The organism is Rhodococcus sp. AB351 (assembly GCF_049538275.1).
GTDB lineage: Bacteria > Actinomycetota > Actinomycetes > Mycobacteriales > Mycobacteriaceae > Rhodococcus.
On sequence record NZ_JBMVFW010000001.1, the window covers coordinates 1,251,462 to 1,275,193 of the forward strand.

23 protein-coding genes are annotated in these 23,732 nt (G+C 69.4%); 17 read left to right on the forward strand and 6 right to left on the reverse strand.

Going from position 1 to position 23,732, the window contains the following annotated elements; genetic code table 11:
- The first annotated feature begins 54 nt into the window (after positions 1-54).
- The 4 genes from ggt (at position 55) to ACPCXD_RS05875 (ending at position 5,556) form a co-directional block, all read left to right on the forward strand.
- Positions 55-2,049 carry a gamma-glutamyltransferase gene (gene ggt / locus ACPCXD_RS05860; protein WP_229565317.1) on the forward strand — a complete coding sequence of 665 codons (1,995 nt, stop codon included), beginning with the start codon at positions 55-57 and terminating at the stop codon, positions 2,047-2,049.
- Between the two features lie 230 nt (positions 2,050-2,279).
- A complete protein-coding gene (locus ACPCXD_RS05865) occupies positions 2,280-3,512 on the forward strand; it encodes an iron-containing alcohol dehydrogenase (RefSeq protein WP_258258741.1) in 1,233 nt (410 codons plus the stop codon).
- Complete coding sequence (locus ACPCXD_RS05870; RefSeq protein WP_194699644.1) at positions 3,509-4,882, forward strand: MadS family sensor histidine kinase; 1,374 nt, start codon at positions 3,509-3,511, stop codon at positions 4,880-4,882. Before ACPCXD_RS05865 ends, ACPCXD_RS05870 begins: the two co-directional genes overlap by 4 nt.
- Positions 4,879-5,556, forward strand: coding sequence for a MadR family response regulator transcription factor (locus tag ACPCXD_RS05875; RefSeq protein ID WP_258258738.1), 678 nt, complete (start codon positions 4,879-4,881; stop codon positions 5,554-5,556). Before ACPCXD_RS05870 ends, ACPCXD_RS05875 begins: the two co-directional genes overlap by 4 nt.
- 21 nt (positions 5,557-5,577) lie before the next feature.
- Here ACPCXD_RS05875 and ACPCXD_RS05880 read toward each other — a convergent pair whose 3' ends face one another.
- A complete protein-coding gene (locus ACPCXD_RS05880; protein WP_060650750.1) occupies positions 5,578-5,922 on the reverse strand; it encodes a winged helix-turn-helix transcriptional regulator in 345 nt (114 codons plus the stop codon).
- Between the two features lie 98 nt (positions 5,923-6,020).
- Between ACPCXD_RS05880 and ACPCXD_RS05885 the strand changes: the two genes are divergently transcribed.
- A complete protein-coding gene (locus ACPCXD_RS05885) occupies positions 6,021-6,911 on the forward strand; it encodes an NAD(P)H-dependent oxidoreductase (protein WP_423658770.1) in 891 nt (296 codons plus the stop codon).
- Here the strand turns inward: ACPCXD_RS05885 and ACPCXD_RS05890 are convergent.
- From ACPCXD_RS05890 to mftR, 3 genes are all read right to left on the reverse strand, one after another.
- Complete coding sequence (locus ACPCXD_RS05890) at positions 6,834-7,280, reverse strand: hypothetical protein (protein ID WP_160875223.1); 447 nt, start codon at positions 7,278-7,280, stop codon at positions 6,834-6,836. The two genes, ACPCXD_RS05885 and ACPCXD_RS05890, sit on opposite strands and share 78 nt — an antisense overlap.
- An 82-nt stretch (positions 7,281-7,362) precedes the next feature.
- On the reverse strand, positions 7,363-8,166 hold the full coding sequence (gene mftM, locus ACPCXD_RS05895) for a mycofactocin oligosaccharide methyltransferase MftM (RefSeq protein WP_160875221.1): 804 nt from the start codon (positions 8,164-8,166) through the stop codon (positions 7,363-7,365).
- Entirely contained in the window at positions 8,163-8,828 is a 666-nt protein-coding gene (mftR, locus tag ACPCXD_RS05900) for a mycofactocin system transcriptional regulator MftR (RefSeq protein ID WP_423658773.1), read from the reverse strand. Before mftR ends, mftM begins: the two co-directional genes overlap by 4 nt.
- Positions 8,829-8,947: 119 nt before the next feature.
- On the opposite strand from mftR, the gene mftA reads away from it, so the two are divergent.
- From mftA to ACPCXD_RS05935, 7 genes are read left to right on the forward strand one after another with little or no spacing between them, the layout of a single operon-like run.
- Positions 8,948-9,043 carry a mycofactocin precursor MftA gene (mftA, locus tag ACPCXD_RS05905; RefSeq protein WP_006553546.1) on the forward strand — a complete coding sequence of 32 codons (96 nt, stop codon included), beginning with the start codon at positions 8,948-8,950 and terminating at the stop codon, positions 9,041-9,043.
- A 1-nt stretch (position 9,044) separates the two neighbouring features.
- Positions 9,045-9,359, forward strand: a complete 315-nt coding sequence (gene mftB, locus ACPCXD_RS05910) for a mycofactocin biosynthesis chaperone MftB (RefSeq protein WP_037192610.1) — start codon at positions 9,045-9,047, stop codon at positions 9,357-9,359.
- Positions 9,360-9,378: 19 nt separating this feature from the next.
- A complete protein-coding gene (mftC, locus tag ACPCXD_RS05915; RefSeq protein ID WP_059383270.1) occupies positions 9,379-10,620 on the forward strand; it encodes a mycofactocin radical SAM maturase in 1,242 nt (413 codons plus the stop codon).
- Between the two features lie 23 nt (positions 10,621-10,643).
- Positions 10,644-11,852 (forward strand): pre-mycofactocin synthase MftD, encoded by a 1,209-nt coding sequence (gene mftD, locus ACPCXD_RS05920; RefSeq protein WP_016696154.1) that lies wholly within the window; start codon positions 10,644-10,646, stop codon positions 11,850-11,852.
- A 13-nt stretch (positions 11,853-11,865) separates the two neighbouring features.
- A complete protein-coding gene (locus ACPCXD_RS05925) occupies positions 11,866-13,767 on the forward strand; it encodes a mycofactocin system FadH/OYE family oxidoreductase 1 (protein ID WP_423658777.1) in 1,902 nt (633 codons plus the stop codon).
- A gap of 50 nt (positions 13,768-13,817) precedes the next feature.
- Positions 13,818-14,630, forward strand: a complete 813-nt coding sequence (locus ACPCXD_RS05930) for a mycofactocin-coupled SDR family oxidoreductase (RefSeq protein WP_024101647.1) — start codon at positions 13,818-13,820, stop codon at positions 14,628-14,630.
- Positions 14,631-14,632: 2 nt separating this feature from the next.
- Positions 14,633-16,675 carry a mycofactocin system FadH/OYE family oxidoreductase 2 gene (locus ACPCXD_RS05935; protein ID WP_423658779.1) on the forward strand — a complete coding sequence of 681 codons (2,043 nt, stop codon included), beginning with the start codon at positions 14,633-14,635 and terminating at the stop codon, positions 16,673-16,675.
- On the opposite strand, the gene ACPCXD_RS05940 is transcribed toward ACPCXD_RS05935, so the two are convergent.
- A complete protein-coding gene (locus tag ACPCXD_RS05940) occupies positions 16,574-16,966 on the reverse strand; it encodes a hypothetical protein (protein ID WP_160875217.1) in 393 nt (130 codons plus the stop codon). The two genes, ACPCXD_RS05935 and ACPCXD_RS05940, sit on opposite strands and share 102 nt — an antisense overlap.
- Positions 16,967-17,072: 106 nt before the next feature.
- Here ACPCXD_RS05940 and ACPCXD_RS05945 point away from each other — a divergent pair, with 106 nt between their 5' ends.
- On the forward strand, positions 17,073-17,696 hold the full coding sequence (locus tag ACPCXD_RS05945) for a TetR family transcriptional regulator (RefSeq protein ID WP_160875215.1): 624 nt from the start codon (positions 17,073-17,075) through the stop codon (positions 17,694-17,696).
- Between the two features lie 9 nt (positions 17,697-17,705).
- On the opposite strand, the gene ACPCXD_RS05950 is transcribed toward ACPCXD_RS05945, so the two are convergent.
- Positions 17,706-18,695, reverse strand: a complete 990-nt coding sequence (locus ACPCXD_RS05950) for a GNAT family N-acetyltransferase (RefSeq protein ID WP_160875213.1) — start codon at positions 18,693-18,695, stop codon at positions 17,706-17,708.
- A 97-nt stretch (positions 18,696-18,792) separates the two neighbouring features.
- Here ACPCXD_RS05950 and mftE point away from each other — a divergent pair, with 97 nt between their 5' ends.
- The 4 genes from mftE to ACPCXD_RS05970 are packed head-to-tail and all read left to right on the forward strand — an operon-like array spanning position 18,793 to position 23,703.
- Positions 18,793-19,476: a mycofactocin biosynthesis peptidyl-dipeptidase MftE gene (gene mftE / locus ACPCXD_RS05955; RefSeq protein ID WP_088897108.1), complete on the forward strand. Its 684-nt coding sequence runs from the start codon at positions 18,793-18,795 to the stop codon at positions 19,474-19,476.
- Positions 19,473-20,906, forward strand: coding sequence for a mycofactocin biosynthesis glycosyltransferase MftF (gene mftF / locus ACPCXD_RS05960; RefSeq protein WP_423658782.1), 1,434 nt, complete (start codon positions 19,473-19,475; stop codon positions 20,904-20,906). The genes mftE and mftF overlap by 4 nt, the downstream gene beginning before the upstream one ends.
- Position 20,907: 1 nt before the next feature.
- The gene (mftG, locus tag ACPCXD_RS05965; protein ID WP_423658784.1) at positions 20,908-22,368 is read left to right on the forward strand and encodes a mycofactocin dehydrogenase MftG; all 1,461 of its coding nucleotides are present in this window, start codon (positions 20,908-20,910) and stop codon (positions 22,366-22,368) included.
- 36 nt (positions 22,369-22,404) lie between these two features.
- A complete protein-coding gene (locus tag ACPCXD_RS05970) occupies positions 22,405-23,703 on the forward strand; it encodes a GAF domain-containing protein (protein WP_016696146.1) in 1,299 nt (432 codons plus the stop codon).
- Positions 23,704-23,732 lie beyond the last annotated feature (29 nt).

A 23,732-nucleotide genomic window follows, 5' to 3' on the forward strand; every position in this document is an offset into this window, starting at 1 on the left:
CCGATCGCGGTCGAATTCCCTACGGCCACTCACGCGCCCGGTTACGGTCGGGGAATGGTCCTGCCCTCGAGAGTCCGGTCCGGTGTCCGCGCGGCCTTCGCCGCGACCGTCTCGATCACCCTCCTCGGCGCGTGTACGTCCGCGTCCGGCGATACGGAATCCGACGGTGCCGCCGATGTGCAGGAGACCGCGGCGGCCGCGACCTGCACCGCCGAACCGAACGGCACCCCGATCACCGACACGCAGCCGACGGAGACCGGGGATCGCGACATCTCCACGAACCCCGAGATCGCGACCGGTTACCGCGCCGGCATGACAGCGGTGACCACCTCCTCCTTCGCCGTGTCGACGGCCAATCCCGTCTCCACCGAAGCAGCGTGTGAGGTCCTGCGCGACGGCGGGACCGCAGCCGACGCACTCGTCGCCGCCCAGATGGTTCTCGGCCTCGTCGAGCCCCAGTCCTCGGGTATCGGTGGTGGAGCGTTCCTGGTCTACTACGACGCCGCGTCCGGTGAAGTGAAGGCATACGACGGCCGCGAGACGGCACCGATGTCCGCGACCGAGAACTACCTGCGCTGGATCAGCGACACCGATCGCACCGAACCCCGCCCCGACGCGCGTGCGAGCGGCCGGTCGATCGGCGTGCCCGGCGTCGTGCGGATGCTCGAAACCGTCCACGCGGAACACGGGAACGCCGCCTGGGGCGAGTTGTTCCGCCCCGCCATCGATCTCGCCGACCAGGGCATCGTGATCAGCGACCGCCTGGCGCAGTCGATCGCCGATTCCGCCGAACAGCTCGCCGTCGACGACGAGGCGCGCGCCTACTTCCTGCAGGCCGACGGCTCACCCAAGGCCGCGGGTGAGACCCTCACGAATCCCGCCATGGCCAAGACGCTCTCGGCGATCGCCACCGACGGCGCGAATGCCTTCTACACCGGTGACATCGCGGCCGGCATCGTCGAGTCCACCGGCACCGATTCCGGCGGGCGTACACCCGGAACGATGAGCCTCGAGGATCTCGCCGTCTACCAGGCGAAGGAACGGCAACCGCTGTGCACCCCCTACCGCGAGTACGAGATCTGCGGCATGCCCAATCCGTCCTCCGGTGGCATGGCGGTCGCGGCGACACTCGGCATCCTCGAGAACTTCGACCTCGCGTCGCTGCCGCCGGGTGATGTCGACGCCGACGGCGGCGTCCCCGACGCGGACGCGGTGCACCTGATCTCCGAGGCCGAACGACTCGCCTACGCCGATCGCGACAAGTACGTCGCCGACGCCGATTTCGTCCCCCTGCCGGGCGGCTCACTGGAGACCCTGGTGAACCCGGACTACCTGTCCGAACGCGCAGGGCTGATCGATCCCGGCAAGAGCATGGGCGAGGCGCAGCCCGGCGACTTCGGTCCGGTCCCGCTCGGTATGCCGCCGCAGAGCCCCGAGCACGGCACCAGCCACATCTCGGTCGCGGACAGCTACGGCAACGTCGCGTCCATGACGACCACGATCGAGTCGGCCTTCGGCTCGTTCCACATGACCGACGGCTTCCTGCTCAACAACCAGCTCACGGATTTCTCGGCCGAACCGGTCGACGAGGAGGGACTGCCCGTCGCCAACCGCGTCGAACCCGGCAAGCGGCCGCGCAGCTCGATGGCCCCGACGCTCGTCTTCGAACGCACACCCGACGGTGGTCGCGGCGACATCCGGATGGTGGTCGGGTCGCCGGGCGGTTCGGTGATCATCCAGTTCGTCGTCAAGACGCTCGTGAACACCCTCGACTGGGGCCTCGACCCGCAGCAGGCCGTCTCGGCCGTGTCGTTCGGCGCCGCGAACACCCCCGTCACCGGGGTCGGCGGCGAACATCCGGCGATCGACGGTGCCGACGACGGAGCGAACGATCCGCTCGTGCAGCAGCTCCGCGACATGGGCCACGAGGTGTCCGTCGCCCCGCAGTCCAGTGGACTGAGCGCGCTGCTGCGTCAGGGGCAGGGATGGGTCGGTGGCGCCGACCCCCGCCGCGAGGGCGCCGTGATGGGCGATACCGGCGGGCAGTGACGTATCGGCGCAGAACTGTCGACGTATCGGCGCAGGACTGTCGATGTATCGGTGCACGCCGTAGGGGGCGATCCGCCGCGCGCCGACCCGCTTCGGTGACCTACCCTGTCGGATAGGTGCCGACCTCGCCATCGGTCCGGTGCGTCCCGTGCCCGCTCCGCCCGACAACCCGTGCACCGTAAGCTGGATCACACAGGTGCGCGGATCGTGCGGATCGTCAGGAGTGAACAGTGGCCGTCGTCATGCCGGGACACCAGAACACGACCCATCCCCGTGCTTCCGCGACCCCTCGGGACGACCACCCCGCTTCGGGGCCGGCCCTGGTCAAGTTCCATGCTCCCGAGATCGTCTTCGGGGAGGGCTCGCTCGTCGAAGCGGCCCACGCCGCGGTCCGGCTCGGCGGTGTCCGCCCCATGCTCGTCACCGACCCGGGGCTGATCGAGGCCGGCTGGGTCGACGAACTCCTGCAGCACCTGCGTGACCAGGGGGTCGACGCCACCGTGTGGGCCGGTCTCACCCCCAACCCCAAGGACCACGAGGTCGCGGCCGGCCACGAGCTGTACCGGTCGCGGGGCTGCGACGTCCTCGTCGCGCTGGGCGGTGGCTCGGTGATCGACGCTGCGAAGGGTGTCGCGATCCTCGCCGCCAACGGCGGCAACATCCTCGACTACGAGGGCGTCGACCGAGCGCCGTTGCCCATCCCGCCGATGGTCATGGTGCCGTCGACGTCCGGGACGGGAGCCGACGTCTCCCAGTTCTGCGTGGTCACCGACACCGCGCGCGGCAGTAAGATCACCATCATCGGCCGGTCGCTCGTCCCCGACCTCACGGTGATCGATCCGCGACTGCTCACCACCATGCCCGACGACCTCAACGCCGCCACCGGACTCGACGCCCTCACCCACGGCATCGAGGCGTTCGTCTCCCGCGCCCACAACCCCCTCACCGACCATCACGCACTGCGGGCGGTCGGCATGGTCACCGGCACGCTCGTGCGCACGATCGACGACCCGACCTACATGCCCGCTCGCGCCACCATGGCCCAGGCCAGTCTCGAGGCCGGACTCGCGTTCACCAACGCGATCCTCGGTGCCGCCCACGCGATGAGCCATCAGGTCGGCGGTCTGCTCGACCTGCCGCACGGGGTCATCAACGGGGTGCTGCTGCCGCACGTCATCCGGTTCAACGGTGCAGACGATCCCGAGCCGTTCGTCCAGATCGCCGCGGCCCTCGGTCTGGAGGAGGCGCGCGGTGCCGCGCCCGAGGCCGTCGAGGCCGTCGCGTCGCGCATCGACGCCCTCGCCCGCCAGGTGGGCGTGCCGCGCGGACTGCGCCAACTCGGTGTGCGGGAGGAAGACCTGCCGCGACTCGCCGAGGGAGCACTGCGCGACGCGTGCATGTCGACGAATCCGCGCACCGCGACCCGCGACCAGATGATCGACTTGTTCCGGACGGCGCTGTGAGTGCTCCCGACCTGTCGGCACTGACCGGACTCCGCTCCGGGAAGTCGACCTTCTATCCGCAATACCGCGGCGCCGCCGAACGACTCGAACGCGTCGTCCACGCACTCGAACTGATCTCCCGGGCATTGGTCCGCACGGTCGAGGGGCCGGAGACGCTCATCTGCGCCGTCGCCGAAGCCGCCCGTGCGCACCTGAGCGCGACGTGGGTTGCCTTCGCCCTCGCCGACGGTGTCCTGCCCGATGCCGGGCCGCGCAGGCTCGTGCTCGGCCCCGACGCCACCCCCTTCCTCGTCGACAACGTCGAGGGTCCGCCCCTGCCCGACGAGGTCGTGGCACTGCTCGACGCCGTGCGCACCGGTGCCGTCGAACGTCGCGAGCTGGTCGAGAACCACCACGCGTTCGTGCCCATCGTCCTCGACGGGGGAGTCGCCGGTGCCATCGCCGCGTGGACGCCGGACCACCGCGTCCTCGACACCACCGACCGCGCCGTCCTGTCGATCCTCGCCAGCCAGACCGCGGTTGCGCTGCAGAACTCCGCGCTCTACCAACGCGGACAACTCCTGCTCGAACGCGCCGAACAGGCGTACCGCGAAGCGAACCGCTCCGCCGCCGATCTGCAGGCACGCAACGAGGAACTCGAAGCGACCCTGAAGAAACTCGCTCTCACGCAGCGGCAGCTGGGCGTCGCCCACCGGAACCAGGCGCTCGACGAGGAACGCCACCGCATCGCGCGCGAACTCCACGACAGCGTCACGCAGGCCGTGCTCTCGGCGGGCATGCAGATCGAGGTGTGCCGCAGCGACATTCCCGACGCCGAACGCAGCGAACGACTCGACCTCGCCAAGGAACTCACCCGCGGTGCCGTCGAGCAGTTGCGGTCGGCGATCTACGCGCTGAACCGGCCGTCCGATTCCGAACGGATGTCGTTGCCGGAGATGCTCGAACAGCTCAGCGTGGCCCACATGCCGGGTGAACTCGAGGTCAAGACGAGGATGGGCGGCACACCGGTCGAGTTGAGCGGCGAGGCCGAGCACGCTCTGCTCCGGATCGCCGGCGAAGCGTTGTTCAACGCGGCGGTGCACGCCAACGCGAGTCGCGTGGTGCTGCGGCTGAGTTACGGACGCGATGCGGTCCTGCTGTCGGTGGCCGACGACGGCGACGGCGACCCGGCGCGTCTGCGGGTGATGCTGCGACTCGCCGCCAACGATCTCGACGGGAGCCATCGCGGTCTCGCGAACATGCAGGCCCGCGCCCGCGAACTCGGCGGCACGCTCGAGGTGCGTCGTTCCCGGTTCGGTGGAGTGCGGATCGCGGCCCGGATCCCGTTGCAGGACAATGCTGTAGCTCAACAGGTGGGAGAACCGTCATGACCGTCACGCCGCCGCAGGCGACCCCGCGGGCGCGGCCCGGCACGGTGCGCATCGCACTCGTCGACGACCACGCGATCCTCCGCCAGGGACTCCGCTCGATCCTCGACCGCGAACCGGATCTCGAAGTGGTGGGGGAGGCCTCGACGGACGTGGAGGCGCTCGTGCTCGTCGACCGCATGCGCCCCGACATCGTGCTGCTCGATCTCAAGCTCTCGGCCGGATCGGACTTCGAGGGACTGGGATTGTGCGGGCGGCTGTCCTCGGCGCATCCGGGCATCGGTCTGCTCGTGCTCACGACCTTCCTCGACGAACAACTCGTCGTGCGGGCGGTGCACGCGGGCGCGCGTGGTTACGTCGTCAAGGACGTCGACACCACCGAGTTGGTGCGCGCCATCCGGGCGGTTTCCCGCGGTGAGAGCGCCTTCGACTCGCGCAGCGCGGCGGCGGTCGTGCGTTCACTCAACGGGCAGGGCACATCCGCCGAACAGTTGACCGGCCGCGAACTCGAGGTGCTGAAGCTTCTCGCCGCCGGCATGTCCAACGTGAAGATCGGTGAGCAGCTGTTCATCTCGGCCACCACCGTGAAGTTCCACGTCAGCAACATCATGCGCAAGCTCGGGGTGAGCCGCCGGGCCGAGGCGGTCTACGCCGCCAGCAAGCAGGGGCTCATCTGACCGCCCGGCCCCTTCCGGCACTCAGCTGCGGGCGGTGAGCCTGCTGCTGTAGGCCGCACCCCAGTCGTCGAGCCACGCGACGGCCGGCTCGAGGGTCCGGCCGAGCTCGGTCAGTTCGTACTCCACCCGCGGCGGCACCTCGGCGAAGACCGTGCGCGACACGATCCCGTCGGCCTCCAGTTCGCGGAGCTGCCGGGTGAGCACCCGCGCGCTGACGGGACCGACCCGCCGGCCCAGTTCGCCGAACCGGCAGGGCCCGTCGATCAGGTTCTTGACGACCGTGAGCTTCCACGCGCCCCCGAGAACCGCCACGGCGATCTCCACCGGGCACACCTGCATCGCCGTCTCCACGGCCTTCCGTGTCATCGGAATCCCCTGGTCATCACCGATGGTTACCTTTCGGTCCGTATGTGATCGCAAAGTGCGTACTTCCCATGCCGTTCCCGTCCCCAGACTATGGATACATGGCCGAGAAGAACAGTGCAGCAAAGGACAGTGTCGAGAAGGGCAGTGTCGAGAAGGGCAGCGTTCTGTGGGTGCACGCGAATCCGGACGACGCCTCACTGGGGCACGCCCTCGTCCGCTCGGGGGCGGCACGACTACGCGAGTCGGGCACGCGCGTCGCGATCTCGGATCTCTACGCGATGAACTGGAATCCGGTGCTCGCCGACGCCGACTTCGGTACGGCGCCGGGGAGCACGTTGTCGGAGCGGCAGAAGAACGCCACAGCCACCGGGCTCCTCGCCGACGACATCCGTCGCGAACAGGACGCGCTGCGCGCCGCCGACCACTTCGTGGTGTCTTTCCCACTGTGGTGGTACGGCATGCCGGCGATCCTGAAGGGATGGTTCGACCGCGTGTTCACCAACGGCTTCGCGTTCGGTGTCCGCGACGAGCGTGGCCGCGTCCGCAAGTACGGCGACGGGGGACTGGCCGGCAGAACGATGCTCGCCGTCGTCACGGCGGGCGATCGGGCCGCAGCGCTCGGACCGCGCGGAATCAGCGGGTCGATCGATCACGTGCTGTGGCCGCTCCTGCACGGTACGGGCTTCTACACCGGGATGCGGGTACTGCGACCGCATCTCGTCGCGAGTGCCGACCGGCTCGACGAGGAGACCTTCCTGCGCGAGGAGCGCCGTCTCCACGATCGTCTCGCCGGTTTGTCGTCGGAACCCGGAATCCCGTACAGGCCGTTGCGCGGAGGCGAGTACGACCGCGAGCACGTGCTCGTCGACCACGTCCGCCCGGGCGAGTACGGACCCGACGTCCACACCGCGTCAGCGTCCGGTCGGAGCAGGCGAGTGCAGTGGCACGAGTACCGACAGTGCGCCGGTGTACAGGATCAGGCGCAGTAACGGTCCGCCTCGGAGAAGCTGCCGGGTGATCTCCCGGACCCGCCGGCCCTCGTCCTCACCCGGCGGCGCGGCGAGCACGATCGCGGGACCCGTCCCGGGCCGTGCCGCGGTGACGAGCAGGCACTCCTCGACGGTGGTGAGTACCGGAATGTCGTTCACGCCCTCGGTCTTTCCGATCGCCACGGCGTCGTAGTCGGAGTCGTCCGCGTCGTCGTGGTAGACGAGCAGCCGCACGTCCGGTCGCTCGGGGAGCGGCCGACAGTCCGTCACCACTCCCGACGACGATGACATCTCCCGGTCCGCAGCGCGGCGGGGGAGGACGACGCGGCGGGTCGTCCAGCCGAAGTGGCTCTCGACGATCTGGTCCATCGCGCCACCTCCTTCCGTCCACACCGGGTATTCGTCGCCGGACGGGAAACGGATGGGCGCGCAGGCGGATCGCCCGGGTGGATCAGTCGACGACGAGCCACCCGCCGTGATGTTCGAACACCTCGAAGGGACGCCCCGTGCTGCGGCCCAGTTCCTCGAGCGCGGGCAGGTCGAAGGTGCGCACGTGTCCGTGGCAGGCCGTCGCCTCGTCCTCGAACGGCACCGCAACCACCACCCGCTCCCGGGCGATTCGGAGGGCCTCGGCGAGGATCGTGGCACCGAGAGCGTCGTCGACGTGCTCGAGCAGGTGGATCGCGGTGACGGTGTCGGCGCTGTCGTCGGGCACCGGAACGTTCGCCGCGTCGCACACGAGCGTGTCGACGTGCAGTCCGAGTCGCGGTGCGACCGCATCGAGCAGGCGCATCGTGCCGGACAGGATGTCGGTGGCGGTGACGGCGGTGCCGGCGGCGGCTAGCCGCAGCGGCAGGAAACCGAAACACGACCCCAGATCGAGGACGCTCCCACGCACGAGTTCGGCCGCGCGATCGTGGATGGGCGCGAAATCGGCTGTACCGTCGAGCAGTTCGCCGAGCGAGTTGCGGTAGTAGGTGACCCACGAGTCGAGGGCGCCCGGCACCGTGGAGCGGACGAGTCCCACCATCGTCAGCTCGAACTCGTCCTGGCCGAACTCGGCATCCTGGATCGAGGCGGTCACCTCGGCGACGAGGCGCTCGCTGAGCTGCTCGGCCGTGAGGGAATGCGTGACGTGGAGCCTATCGTCCTCCCGCCGGACGTTCAGCGGCCCGGCGGGTACGCGTTCGACCGTCACGTGGTCGTGTGTCCACCGGCCCGGGCTGCAGGGAGCGAGCGAATCGAGCAGGGTCATTGTTTCGCAACCTTTTTCGGAGGTGTGGAAGGGGGCAACGTGGAAGGGGAGTGCGGGTCACTGTAGTCGAGACCGGCGGTCAGTGTCCCCATCCCGATGGCCAGGTATTCGTGCAGATCCGATCCGGGTTCGTCGAGCCACGCCTCGTAGGCGGAAATCGCGACACCGAGCAGCAGATAGCCGACGGTGCGGGGGATGTGGTCGTCGGGATCGGCCCCGGTGCGACGGGCGACGAACTCGGCGACGACACGTCTCCAGCCCTGGTGCATCACCGACGAATAGCCCTGCAGCGCGGGCGTGTGCAGGATGAGCCCCATCCGCGCGCGGTGTCGTTCGGCCTCGCTGTCGGGGAAGGTGTTGAAGTCGTGCAGGGCGGTGGTCAGCGCTTCGGAGAGCGGAACGTCCTCGGGGATCGATTCGAGGCTCGCGCGCATGCCGGCGAGGTGTTCGTCGAAGTTCCCCCATGCCACCTCGTTCTTCGACGGGAAGTAGCGGAAGAAGGTGCGTCGCGCGATGCCGGCTGCCTCGGCGATGTCGTCGATGCTCGTCTCGTCGAAGCCCGCCTCCATGAACAGTTCGATGCCGATCGCGGCGAGTTCCTCCTTCGAGGTGGACGGGCGGCGACCTATCCGAGCGGACGGTTTCCCGCGGCTGCGCGTCATTCTTCCTCCCGGAGGGGTGACATTCTGCACTCGATGTCATTACAGTAGTGAACCGGCTCACAGCGCAAGTCCACTGTGACCACCGACTCCGATCCAGGAGAAGAAACCGAGGAGGAAACATGTCCGATCGTGACAACGCCGTGATCGAATCCGATCTGATCGAGGAATCCCTCGTCGAGGAGGTTTCCATCGACGGCATGTGCGGCGTGTACTGACATGACCGCGCCCGGAGCCACCGACGTGTCCCCCGTAGCAATGGACACCGAGTTGTTCGATCCGGGTGCCGGCTGGCGGCTCCACCCGCAGGTAGCGCTTCGCCCCGAGCCGTTCGGGGCGTTGCTCTACCACTTCGGCACCCGCAAGTTGTCGTTCCTGAAGAACACCGTCATCGTCGACGTCGTCCGATCCCTCGGCGACCACGGTTCGGTGCGAGAAGCGTTGCGAGCGCACGGGATCGACGAGAACGCCGAGCGGCCCTACGTGCGTGCCCTGGGCACCCTGGCCGATTCGCACATGATCGTTCCTGCCTGACGTCTGTAAGGACCAGCCCATGACCTCGCTGCTCGAACCGCCCACCACCTCCGCCCCACCCAAGGTCGGCCGCCTCGTCGACCAGTTCGAGAAGGGCCTCGACGCCCCGATCTGCCTGACCTGGGAGCTCACCTACGCCTGCAACCTCTCGTGCGTGCACTGCCTGTCCTCGTCGGGCAAGCGCGACCCGCGCGAACTGTCGACCGAACAGTGCAAGGCGATCATCGACGAGCTGCAGCGCATGCAGGTCTTCTACGTCAACATCGGTGGCGGCGAACCCACCGTGCGATCCGACTTCTGGGAACTCGTCGACTACGCCACCGAACACCAGGTGGGCGTGAAGTTCTCGACCAACGGTGTGCGCATCGACAAGAAGGTCGCCGCCCGGCTGGCCGCCTCCGACTACGTCGACGTGCAGATCTCCCTCGACGGTGCCACCGCCGAGGTCAACGACGCCGTGCGCGGGCCGGGTTCGTTCGCGATGGCCGTGCGCGCGCTGGAGAACCTGTCCGAGGCGGGTTTCCGCGACGCGAAGATCTCCGTCGTCGTCACCCGCCAGAACGTCGACCAGCTCGACGAGTTCAAGGCTCTCGCCGACCGCTACGGCGCGACGCTGCGCATCACGCGACTGCGCCCGTCCGGCCGCGCCGTGGACGTGTGGGACGATCTGCATCCCACCCACGAGCAGCAGCGGCAGCTCTACGACTGGCTCGTCGCCCACGGCGAGGGCGTGCTCACCGGCGACTCGTTCTTCCACCTGTCCGCCTTCGGCGGCGAGGGCGGCGGCTCGCTGCCCGGACTGAACCTGTGCGGCGCGGGACGGGTGGTGTGCCTGATCGATCCGGTCGGCGACGTCTACGCGTGCCCGTTCGCGATCCACGAGAACTTCCACGCCGGGAACATCCTCACCGATGGTGGTTTCGCGTCGGTGTGGAAGAACTCCGAGCTGTTCCGCGAGCTGCGCGAACCGCAGTCCGCCGGTGCGTGCGCGTCGTGCAACTTCTTCGATGCGTGCCGCGGCGGTTGCATGGCCGCAAAGTTCTTCACCGGCCTGCCGATGGACGGCCCCGATCCCGAATGCGTGCAGGGCTACGGACAGTCCGCGCTCGAGGCCGAGCGCACCGTGCCGCAGTCGAGCGTCGACCACTCGCGTACCGGAAAGCGCGCCGAACGGCGCACCCCGGCCGCCCCGGTACCGCTGACCCTGCTCACCAAACCCCCCGCCAAGTTCTGCGACGAGAATCCGCTCGCAGGGCTCTAGATCTTCCGAGGAGACGACCGACGATGGCCAAGCCTTCCTGGTTGAAGAATCCGTGGGCCCAGGACCCGTGGTTCGAGACCGTCGCAATCGCACAGCAGCGCGCCCGTAAGCGCCTGCCCAAGTCCGTCTACGGCGCGCTCGTCGCCGGGTCCGAGGCCGGCATCACGGTCGACGACAACACCACCGCCTTCCGCGAACTCGGATTCGCCCCGCACGTCGCGGGACTGTCCGACAAGCGGGAGATGGCCACGACCATCATGGGCCAGGATGTGTCTCTGCCCGTGATGATCTCGCCGACCGGCGTGCAGGCCGTGCACCCCGACGGTGAGGTCGCCGTGGCCCGCGCGGCCGCCGCCCGCGGTACGGCGATGGGTCTGTCGTCGTTCGCGAGCAAGTCCATCGAGGAGGTCGCGGCGGTCAACGACAAGACCTTCTTCCAGATGTACTGGGTGGGCAGCCGCGACACGCTGATCCAGCGCATGGAACGTGCCCGTGCCGCCGGTGCGAAGGGTCTGATCATGACCCTGGACTGGTCGTTCTCCAACGGTCGCGACTGGGGCAGCCCCGCCATCCCGGAGCGGATGAATCTCGAGGCGATGATCAAGTTCGCCCCCGAGGGCATCACCCGCCCGAAGTGGCTGCTCGAATGGGCGAAGACCGGCGGGGTGCCGGATCTGACCACCCCCAATCTCACTCCGCCGGAGGGTCAGGCCCCGACCTTCTTCGGTGCGTACGGCGAGTGGATGACCACGCCCCTGCCCACCTGGGAGGACGTCGCGTGGCTGCGCGAGCAGTGGGGCGACGCGCCGTTCATGCTCAAGGGCGTCATGCGCGTCGACGACGCCAAGCGCGCCGTCGATGCCGGGGTCACCGCCATCTCGGTGTCCAACCACGGCGGCAACAACCTCGACGGCACCCCGGCACCGATCCGGGCGTTGCCGGCGATCGCCGAAGCGGTGGGCAAGGACGTCGAGGTGCTGCTCGACGGTGGTATCCGCCGCGGTAGCGACGTCGTCAAGGCGATCGCGCTCGGTGCCAGGGCCGTGCTCATCGGCCGCGCGTACCTGTGGGGTCTGGCCGCGAACGGTCAGGCCGGTGTGGAGAACGTCCTCGACATCCTGTCCGGCGGAATCGGTTCCGCCCTCATGGGTCTGGGCAAGAACTCGATCCACGAGCTCACCCCCGACGACGTCTTCGTGCCGGACGGTTTTCGCCGCGATCTCGGCATCTGACCGAACGGACGACATGAGCCCCGCGCTCACCGAACCGATCACCCTCGCCGGACGCACCGTTCCGGCGAGGGTGATCTTCGGTCCGCATGTCACGAATCTCGGTGACGGTCGGTCGTTCTCGGACCGCCACGTCGCGTACTACGCGCGACGTGCGCGGGGTGGGTGCGGGATCGTCGTGACGGAGACGGCGTCGGTGCACCCGTCCGACCATCCCTACGAACGTGCGCCGCTGGCCGAGTACTGCGGCGACGGCTACCGGCGGATCGCCGAGGCCTGTCGTCCGCACGGCACCCTCGTGCTCGCGGGCCTCGGTCATCGCGGCCTGCAGGGTTCGAGCGCGTGGACCCGCGCACCGCTGTGGGCGCCCTCGCGCGTGCCGGACCCGGGGACACGCGAACTACCCGCCGAGGCGACCGAGCGCGAGATCGCCGAGCTGGTCGAGTCCTTCGCCTGCGCCGCCACCGTCGCCGTGGAGGCGGATCTCGACGGGGTGGAACTCGACGCGGGACCGACCTCGCTGCTGCGGCAGTTCCTCTCCGGGCTGACCAACCATCGCGACGACGCCTACGGCACCGACCGCCTGCGGCTGCTGCGCGAGGTGATCGCCGCCGTGCGCACGCGGATCGGCGCGGATCGCATCCTCGCACTGAGACTCTCGTGCGACGAGAACGCGCCGTGGGCGGGCATCACACCCGAGATCGCCGCCGGATACGTCCGCGCGATCGCGCCGTCGATCGACCTGCTGACCGTGGTACGCGGTGGGTTGTTCTCACCCGAGTCGTATCGGCCCGACGCGCATGTCCCTGCCGGATTCAACGACGACCTGTGCCACCGCGTCCGTGACGAGATCGCCGGATCGGTCCCGATCGCTCTGCAGGGCGGCATCGTCGACGTCGGACACGCGCAACGGGCGCTTTCCGACGGCGCGTGCGACCTGGTCGAGATGACCCGCGCGCAGATCGCCGACCCCGACCTCGTCGTCGTCGCCCGTCGTGGTCGTCGGCCGCGTCCCTGCGTGCGCTGCAACCAGGCGTGCCTCGTCGACGACTTCCACAATCCGGTTGTGGGGTGCATCGCGAACCCGGAGGTCGGCGACGAGACACGGGACCCACCCGGACCGGTGACTTCCGCACGCGACGTACTCGTGGTGGGTGCCGGACCCGCCGGCCTGGAAGCAGCCCGCGTGGCCTCGACGCGCGGTCACCGTGTCGTCCTGGTCGAGGCGGACGAGCGGGTCGGTGGGACGATCGCCACCGTCTCACGTGGTGGCCGGCCCGACTTCGCTGCGCTCGTCGACTGGCTCGACCAGCAGTGCCTCGAGTCCGGCGTCGACATCCGTACCGGCACGGAAGTCGGTGCCGCCGACATCGAGAGCGCACTCGCCGCTGGCACCGCGGTCGTGCTGGCCACCGGCGGGCTGCCACGTCCGCCCTCCTTTCCGGTGACTGCGCCCGAGCGGTACGCGACCGCCGCGGAGGTGCTGTCGGGGAAACGGCCTCCTACGTCCCCGGTGGTCGTGTGGGATCCGATGGGTGGTCCGGTGGCGAGGGCCGTCGTCGACCGTCTCGTGGAGCGCGGTATGGAGGTCCACTACGCGACGGGTGATCCGGTGGCCGGATCACGACTCGCGCCGACGGGGGACCTCGTCGCCTTCGACGTCCGCATGCAGCGGGCGGGCGTGGCGAGACATCTCGGGTGCCGGGTCGGTTCGGTCGATGCCGACGGCGTCGTGCTCGTCGACAGGGTGTCCGGGGAATCCACGCGGGTCGCGGACGCTGTCCTGGTCGATTGCGCACCCCTGCTACCGGCAGAAGTGTCCGAGTGGCCGGGATCGTGGTCGATCGGCGACCGGGCGGCCCCGAGAAGCGTGCGCGAAGCCGTCCGAGAGGGATACCGGGTGGCCACGGCGCTGTAACGTGGGGCACACTGAAACGCGTTCTAATCCGGGTCTACGGAAGGGCCGACATGGGAGATTTCGACGGCAAGGTCGTCTTCATCACCGGGATCGCACGCGGGCAGGGCCGCAACCACGCCATCCGGTTCGCGCGCGAGGGCGCGTCCGTCATCGGCGTCGACATCGCGGCCCCGGTCTCGGAGTACGTGACCTACGAGCAGGCCACCGAGGACGACTTCCACGAGACGGTCCGCCTCGTGGAAGAGGCCGGCGGAAAGATCCTCGCCCGCGTCGCGGACGTGCGCGACAGTGCCGCACTGAAGGCCGTCGTCGACGAGGGCGTCGCCCAGTTCGGGCGACTCGACGTGGTCGTCGCCAATGCCGGTATCTGCAGCTGGAACCGCTTCTGGGAGATGCCCGACGACCAGTTCGAAGAGCTGATCGACATCAACCTCACCGGTGTCTTCAAGACCCTCAAGGCCGCCGCCCCCGCGATGATCGAGGCCGGCAACGGTGGATCGATCATCGTCGTCAGTTCGGTGGCGGGCCTCAAGGCGATGCCGGGGCAGATCAACTACGCGGCAGCGAAATTCGGCCTCGTCGGCATCACGCAGGCGGCGGCGAAGGAACTCGGCCCGTACCGGATCCGGGTCAACTCCATCCACCCCTACGGTGTGAACACCCCGATGGGCACCGACGTCAGCGTCCTGAAGCTGTTCGAGAAGAATCCGTCGTGGGGGCCGAACTTCGTCCCCATCCTCACCGAGAAGCCCGCGGCCGACCCCGACGACATCTCCGAGACCGTGTTGTTCCTCGCGAGCGATCGGGCCTCCACGATCACCGGCAGTCAGATGGCCATCGACCAGGGCAACTCGAAGGTCTGACGGTGACGCGCACGGGGACCGGAACCGTTCCGCACGCGTCGTTGCGGATCGGTCCGGTCACCCTGCGCAATCGCATCGTCTTCCCGGCGCACCTGACCAACTTCTCGGTCGACGGCACCGTCACCGACCGGCACATCGCGTACTACGAAGCCAGGGCACGCGGCGGCGCGTCGATGATCGTCACCGAGGAGCACACCGTGCACCCCTCGGACCGGCCCTACGAGAAACTGATCCGCGGCTGGGACCCGGACGTCGTCACCGGTTACCGCCGCCTCACCGACGCCGTCCACCGGCACGGCACGCGGATCCTCGCGCAGCTCAACCACAACGGCGCGCAGGGCACCTCGATGTACACGGGGCAACCGTTGTGGGCGCCGAGCCCCGAACCCGACCCGCTCTTCCGTGAGGTCCCGCGCGCGGTGACGGAATCCGACCTCGCCGAACTCGTCGCGGGCTACGCCGACGTCGCCCGCCGCTGCGCCGAGGGCGGCTTCGACGGTGTCGAGATCCAGTGCTCCCAGGCATCGGTCCTGCGTGCCTTCCTCGCACCCGCGACGAACCGTCGCACCGACCGTTACGGCGGGGATCTCACGGGGCGGGCCCACCTGCTGCTCGAGGTCGTGTCCGCGGTGCGGGGGGCCGTCGGGCGCGACCGTGTCGTGGGCGTGCGACTGACGGGTCACGACGGCACCGAGGGCGGTGTCGGTATCGACGACGCCGTGCAGGTCGCGCGGATGCTCGAGGCGAGCGGCGACGCCGACTACCTCAACACGTCCGTGGGCGTCGCGACCGAGACGTTGCATCTGGTCGAAGCGCCGATGTCCACCCCGCACGGTTATTCACTGTTCGTCCCCGACGCGATCCGGGCAGCGGTGTCGCTGCCGGTCGTCGGGGTCGGGCGCTTCACCCGACCCGAACAGGTCGGTGCCGCGCTCGCCGACGGAGTGTGCGATCTGGTCGGCGCCGTGCGTGCGCAGATCGCCGACCCGGAGTTCGCGAACAAGGCCCTCTCCGGACGCGACGACGAGATTCGGCCGTGCATCGGCTGCAATCAGGAATGCATCGGACGGGTCGGGCTCAACCGTCCCATCGCGTGCGCGGTCAATCCCCATGCCGGGTACGAATCCGACGCTCCCGCCGCGACCGCCGTACCGCATCGGGTCGTCGTCGTCGGCGGCGGACCCGCGGGTCTGCAGGCTGCGGTGACGGCTGCCGGACAGGGGCATTCGGTCACGCTACTCGAACGGAACCGGTGTACCGGCGGTCAGATCCGTGAGGCGGCCGCAGCCCCGCACCGTGCCGAACTGCTCGGTGCGGTGACCCACCTCGACGCCGAGTGCCGCCGCAGGGGAGTGGACATCCGCACCGGTGTGACCGCGGATGCCGCGACCCTGCGTGCGTTCGCACCCGACGTCGTGGTCGTCGCGACGGGTGCGCGCCCACACCGGCCCGCCTGGGCGGGATCGTCCGCACGGGTGAGCGATGTGCGCGATGTGCTCACCGGTCGCACCGCACCCTCCGGCCGGGTCCTCGTCGTCGACGATCTCGGTTTCCACCAGGCGACGTCGGTCGCCGAACTGCTGGCGGACCGGGGATGTGCGGTGACGGTGGGCACGCCGGGGATGCTCGTCGGCCAGGACCTCGGCCTGACGCTCGAGCTCGACGGTTGGTTGCGCCGCGCCCACGACAAGCGGATCGAGCGACTCGCCGGCGTCGCCGTCGGCGGTGTCGTGGACCTGCAGGACGGCGCCGAGGTCGCCCTGGTCCACCACGCGACCGGTGAGCAGACGACGCTCACGGTGGACGCGGTCGTCGTCGCCACCCATCAGGAGCCCGTCGACGAACTGTGGCGGGAACTCACAGGACCGGGCACGAGAGTGATCCGCGTGGGCGACGCGGTGACGCCACGCCGTCTGCACGCCGCGATCACCGAGGGAGATCGGTCAGTGTCCGCGGTTCTCGGTGCGCAGGGCCCCGGTCGCGAACGCGACGGTGAGGAGGGCCGACGCGATCGCCTGGTATCCGAACCAGAACCCGCCCCCTGACGACATCGGCACGACTGCAACCAAGGTGGCGAGAATCCATCCGGTGTCGTAGGCGATCAGGTACTTGGTGTGCGACGGAGCGGCACTGCGGAGCGCGAACGCGCACTCCGCCAGACCGCTCAGGAACAGCAGGCCGGCCGTGATCAGGATCGTCGCCGCACCGACCTCCAGTGCGTCGCCGATCGGTCCCGCCGCCGCGGCGTACACGACGGCGAGGACCATCTTGAAGAGTCCGTCGCCGAGGAAACCGATGCGGAGCCAACGCCTCACATCGGTCGTCCGAGTACTCATACGCGTTCTCCTTCTTCCGTGGGACAGAGAACTTCGTCCGGTCGCCGGCATGTCGATTCCAGCGGTGAGTGGGCACTCACTGACCATCGTAGGTTACCGTTCGGGAATGCCCGAGAAAACCGCGCTCACCGCTCGTGATCGAATCCTGGACGCAGCGGCGAGCACCATGCGCGAACGAGGGATCGCGCGGGCGACCACCAAGGAGATCGCGGCGGCCGCCGGTTACTCGGAAGCGATGATCTACAAGCTCTTCGACGACAAGGTCGACCTGTTTCTCAGCGTCCTGCGCGAACGGGTCCCCACCGTCGACATCCTCACGCGCACCGATCGCACCCCGGGCGACGCCGGCACCCTGGAGGGCAGGCTCGTGGCGACCGTCGAGCAGATCACGGCCTTCTACCGGCAGACGTTCGCGATCGGCGCCTCACTGTTCTCCGACGCCGCACTCCTCGAACGACACCGCGAGGCCGTCATGGCGCAAGGCGCCGGCCCAGCACTCCTACCGGAGGCCGTGGCCCGATTTCTGCAGAACGAGCAGCGCGCCGGCGCAGTCGTCGCCGACGCGCCGATCGGCGGGGCCGCGTCGTCCATCGCAGGAGCCTGCTACCTACGGTCCTTCCTCGAACAGTTCTACGGGCCCGAGCACCCGCAGGAACCGATGGCCGATTTCGCCGGCTCGGTCGTCGCCGCCGTCCTGCCTGCTCTCACCACCCCGCCCCGCGACTCCTGAAAAGGCCGCCTACCGTTCCGGAGTCGTCGCGCGGCGCATGACGATCCGCGGCCACCGGTCGAGACCGTTCTTCCGTTCCTCCACGCGGATCCGGGTGAGACCAGGGGAGAGGGCATCGTCCGGGACGGTGCGGAAGCCGAGACGCGCGTAATACGGGCCGTTCCAGGGCACGTCGCGGTAGGTGGTCAGCGTCAGCGACCCGAACCCGGTGTCCCGAGCCCACCCCGCGACGTGCTCGATCAGCTCGCGTCCGATCCCGCGACGCGCGTGATCGGGATGCACCGACACCTGCTCGATGTGGACACCGTTGTCGACGAGGTCGGCCACGAGATACGCGACCGCTCGTCCCTGCTCGTCGAACCACGCCCAGCAGCGGCCCGCGTCCCGGTGAGCGCGCAACTCCTCGACGGACGGAGGATCGTCGTCGGCGACGAACGCCATCCCGATCTCGGCGAAGGGCTTGCCCGCCGCGCGTTCGATCTCCTGCAGCACCGGCAGGTCGTCGTCGGTCGCCGGACGGATCGGGGGCAGTTCCTTGCAGTAGTACATCGCCGTCGGTGATTCTGCGTAGAGCCCGAAGCGCTCGGTCATCGGCACGTACCCGGCCTTCGCGTACAGCGCGATCGCCTCGGGTTGCTCGCTGCCCGTCTCGAGGATCATGCGACGGCGACCGGCATCGGTCGCCGTGCGCTCCAGCGCACCCAGCACCCGTGCTGCCACACCGCGGCGCCGCATGCTCGCCCGCACGTACATCCGCTTGATCTCGGCATCATCGTCGCGCACCCCTCGATGCGAATGCTCCGGTGCACGCCAGCCGCCGATCCCGGCCGGAACCCCGTCGGCCACCGCCAGGAGGAACACCCCGCGTGGCGGTTCGAATTCGTGCGGCGCCAGTTCCGTGTCGTCGGGTCCGCCGTACCTCCGCACGTATTCGAGCTGGACCTCGCCGATGAGGTCCTGCACGTCCGGATCGTCCAGCGGACGAGGTTCGATCAGCACCGGGAAAGCGTACCGATCGGATCTCGGCGTCCGGGCGGACCTACCGGGACCTCCGGGTTTCGTGCACGCCCGCGAAACCCTTAGCATCGGAGCGGTGATGCGGGAGCTCGCCGACGCCTGTTGGACGGACATCGAACCCGACCGGGTGACGGTGGCCGTCCCGATCGGTGCGCTCGAACAGCACGGTCCGCACCTTCCCCTCGACACCGACACCCGGATCGCAGCTGCTGTCGCCGCCGCGCTGCCCGAGGTGGTCGTCGCCCCGCCGCTGCCCTACGGAGCGAGCGGCGAACACGAAGGTTTCGCCGGCACCGTCTCGATCGGAGCCGAGGTGACGAAGGCGCTGATCGTCGAATACGGCAGGTCGGTGTGCCGATGGGCGAAGCGGGTCGTCTTCGTCAACGGGCACGGTGGCAACGCCTATCCGCTGATCGAGGCGGTGAGCCTCCTGCGATACGAAGGCCGCGACGCTGCCTGGCTCCCGTGCGCGGTGCCGGGATCCGACGCCCACGCCGGTGTCACCGAGACGAGTCTGCTGTTGCACCTGGCACCCGGGACGGTCGACATGACACGGGCCGCGGTCGGAGCGACGGAACCGATCGGAGCACTGATGCCACGACTGCGCGAAGCCGGTATCGTCTCGGTGTCCGCGAACGGAGTGCTGGGAGACCCCACCGAGGCCACCGCAGAACTCGGCGCGCGCCTGTTCGCGAGTCTGGTCGAGCGGGCGCGTGCACAGGTCGCCCGGTGGCAGCCGGGAACGGAAGGAAGGCTTCGGTGAGTCGGGCGATCACTCCACAGGCGACCTCCCCGGAGGCGGCGCAGCCCCGGGCGACCCGGCTCCCCGACGGTTTCGGTGTGCGCATCGACGCGCGGGTGCGCAGCTTCGCCGGGGGACGTGTCCTCGTCGGAGGATCGCCCACGCGCATGCTCAAACTCGCACCGGCCGCCGCGGCGATGATCGACGAGGACTTCGTCGAGGTCGTCGACGCGCAGAGCGCTGCGGTCGCACGCCGCCTGCTCGACTCGGGAATCGGGAACCCCCGCCCGACGAAGCTGCCGCCGAGTTCCGCCGTCACCGTCGTCGTCCCCGTCAAGGACAATCCGTCCGGCCTCGCCCGTCTGCTCGCCGCCGTCGAAGGGCACGAGGTCGTGGTCGTCGACGACGGTTCCGAGAAGCCGGTCGAGGCTCCGGAACGCGGTCGCGTCCGCGTGATCCGGCACGAGACCCCACGCGGGCCCGCAGCGGCCCGGAACACCGGATTGCAGCAGGTGACAACGGAATTCGTCGCCTTCCTCGATTCCGACGTGGTGCCGCAACTCGGCTGGCTCGAACGATCGCTGGGGCACTTCACCGATCCCGCGGTCGCTCTCGTCGCGCCGCGCATCGTGGCCCTCGAACCCGACAGCAGCGCGCTCGCGAAGTACGAGCATGCACGCTCGTCGCTCGACCTCGGCAGCCGGGAATCCGCCGTGGTCGCGGGTGGCCCGGTCTCGTACGTGCCGAGCGCGGCGCTGCTCGTGCGCCGCGATGCGCTCGTCGCCTGCGGCGGTTTCGACGAGACGATGCATGTGGCCGAGGATGTCGATCTGTGCCGGCGACTGCAGACCTCGGGGTGGCGGTTGCGGTACGAACCCATCTCGCGGGTCGCGCACGACCATCGCACCCGCTTCCGGACGTGGTTGACACGCAAGGCCTTCTACGGAACCGGTGCGGCCCCGCTCGCCGAGCGGCATCCGGGTTCCGTCCCACCGATGGTGATGTCGATCTGGACGCTTCTCGCGTGCGTTGCGATCGCGAGTTTCACCCGCGTCGGGATCATCGCAGCGGTGCTGACCCAGGTGGCCACCTTCGTGCGGTTGCGGCGCATGTTCTCCGAGCTCGACCGGCCCGACCGTATCGCCGCGCTGCTCACGGCCCAGGGATTCGCCGGCGGCCTGTGGCAGGTGGCGTCGGCGGTGTGCCGGCACTACTGGCCCGTGACGATCGTCGCAGCGGTGTTCTCCCGCAAGGTCCGCTGGGCGGTGCTGGCTTGTGCTGTGGCCGAAGGTATCTGGGACTGGAAGACGCACCGCGAGAGCGGCGGTCTCGATCCCGTCCGGTATCTGCTCTACAAGCGCCTCGACGACCTCGCGTACGGCGCGGGGTTGTGGAAGGGTGCGCTCGACGCCCGCACGGCGGCCGCGCTCGTACCCGACATCCGGAAATGACATGATTCCGGCGCACGCCGATGTGGTGATCGTCGGCGGTGGAAGCTGCGGCTGCGTTCTGGCCGCCGGGCTCAGCGACGATCCGGACCGCACCGTGCTGCTGCTCGAGGAGGGCACGGCGTTCGGGTCGGCGTCCGCTGTTCCGCGCGAGATCCGTGACGCTGCCGTCCTTCCGGTTGGTCCGGAGAGCCCGTGGACGGCGGACTTTCCCGGACGGTTGACCTCGGACGTCCAGGCGACCGTGACGCGGGGCCGGGTGCTCGGCGGCTCCGGCGCGGTCAACGGCGCGTACTTCGTGCGTGCGCGGCCGGACGACTTCGCGTCGTGGCCCGCCTCGTGGTCGTACGAGGAGGTGCTGCCGTCCTTCCGGGCCGTCGAGACCGACACGGATATCCCCGGCGACCTGCACGGAAGTTCCGGCCCGATACCGGTCGCCAGGGTGCCGCGCGAACGGATGCATCCGCTCTCGCGTGCCTTCGTCGACGCCTCCGAAAGTGCGGGATTCGCACCGGTCGCCGACCTCAACGCTCCCGGACCCGACGGGGTGGGTGCGGTTCCGTCGAACATGCGCGACGGCACGAGAGTGGGTCCGTTCCTCGCGTACCTGGCACCCGTCCTGGACCGGCCGAATCTGACGGTCGCCGGCGGGGTGAGCGCGACCCGAGTCGTGATGGCGGGCGGTCGCGCGGTGGGTGTCGAGATCGCCGGACCCGACGGACCACGAACTATCTCGGCCGGATACGTGATCGTCGCCGCAGGCGCAGTGAGGTCCCCGCAGTTGCTGATGCTCTCCGGGATCGGACCGGCCGACGAACTGCGACGGCTCGGCATCGATCCGCTGCACGACCTTCCCGGGGTGGGCGGAAACTTTTCGGACCATCCGGAGTTCACCGTCCCGTACCGGTTCCGCCCGGGTCTCCCGTCGCACACGCTGCTGCTCGAGACGGTCGTGCACACCGGCAACCTCGAACTGCGCCCGTACACCGCGGCATTCGGAGCGGTGATCCCCGGCAGCGGCGTCGTCGATCCGGTGCTCGGAGTCGTCCTGACGCGCCCACGCAGCCGCGGACGCATCGTGCTCGACGAACGCGACCCGCGACGTCCACCCCTGCTCGACTACCGATACCTGACCGATCCGGCCGACCGGGAGGCCCTCGAAGAAGGGGTCCGGCTCGCCGCCGACCTCCTCGCCGCGACCACCGGCGTCGCCGAGGCCGGCAGCGTGGACGTGCGCGGCGGCAGGCTCGGGACGTCGCTGCACCTGTCCGGCACGTGCCGGATGGGCGACGACAAGCACGCCGTGGTCGACGAGTGGTGCCGCGTGCGGGGAATCGAGGGGCTGAGCGTCGTCGACACCTCGGTGTTTCCGCAGGTCCCGAGCCGTGGACCGCACGCCACCGCGGTGATGCTCGCCCACCGCGTCGCCGCGACCGCGAGGGATGCCCTGCCGCACACGGTGTGATCCCGACTACAGTGTCGGGGGAGGAGGCGCCGGTACATGACGGATCGTGGAATCGCGACGACCAATCCCTGGGTGGCACTCGGCCCGGGAGCGGACGTGGCCGCGCATGCACGTGCGGTGCTGCGTGCGCACGGAACCTTCGTCTCCGCACGCGGCAAGGATCGGCTCGACGGGGTGCGCTCGGTGGTCCGCGACTCGTGGAGCCGGAGCCTGCAACGCGGCATCGATCCCGACGTCGTCGAACAACCCGCGCTGCTCTCCGGACACGACCTCGAGGAGTACCGCGCCGGCCACCCGATGTCGCTGATCCGCCCGGTGGTGCGCAAGCTCCTCGTCGAGGACGCCGCCGACAGCGGACTGCTCGTCGCCATCACCGACGGGCAGGGACGGCTGCTGTGGGTCGAGGGCGATCACGCCGCGCGCGACCGCGCCCTGTCGATGAGCTTCGTCGAAGGGGCCGACTGGAGCGAGGACCGCGTCGGCACGAATGCGCCGGGAACCGCTCTCGCCGTGGATCATTCGGTGCAGATCTTCGGCGCCGAGCATTTCAACCGCACGGTGCACGAATGGAGTTGTTCGGCCGCTCCCGTGCACGACCCCACCAGCGGCCGGGTCCTCGGTGCCATCGACATCACAGGGGGGCACCGCGTCGCCGCGCCCGAGGTCCTGCAACTCGTCCGCGCGACGGTCGCGGCGGCGGAGGCCGAACTGCGCGTGCATGCCCTGAGCGGCCGCCCGCTGTTCCCCTCGACGACGCCGCGCATCGAGACGATCGGCGCCGGCCGGCCCGCACTGCACCGCGGAGGCGAACGCGTCGGCCTGTCCCGCCGGCACGCCGAGATCCTGCTGATCCTCGCCGATCACCCCGAGGGCCTGAGCTCCGACCGGCTCGCGGTGCTGCTCGACGAGAACGAACTCGACTCGGTGACGATCCGCGCCGAGATGTCGCGCCTGCGCAAGGTGCTCGGGGCCGAACACCTCGGATCGCGGCCCTATCGACTGCTCACCACGCTCGACACCGATGTCGCGGACGTGCGCCGCGCACTCGACCGCGGCGATGTGGCCTCGGCGGTCCGCCTCTGTACCGGGGAGATCCTGCCCGGATCGGTGGCGCCGGGCATCGAGGAGATCCGCGACGAGCTCCGCTCGGGTGTGCGGGCGGCGCTGTTGCGCTGCGGCGACGAGCACCTGCTCGCGCAGTGGACCTCGTCCGTCCACGGCCGTGAGGACATCACCGCCTGGGCGGCCTACCGGGCGTCGATCGACCCGCGGTCGCCCCGTTTCGCGCAGGTCGATGCCACATTGACCCGATTGGACAGGCAGCTCGCAACGTAGTTGCAACCCTCGCGTTCGTAGTGTTCCGG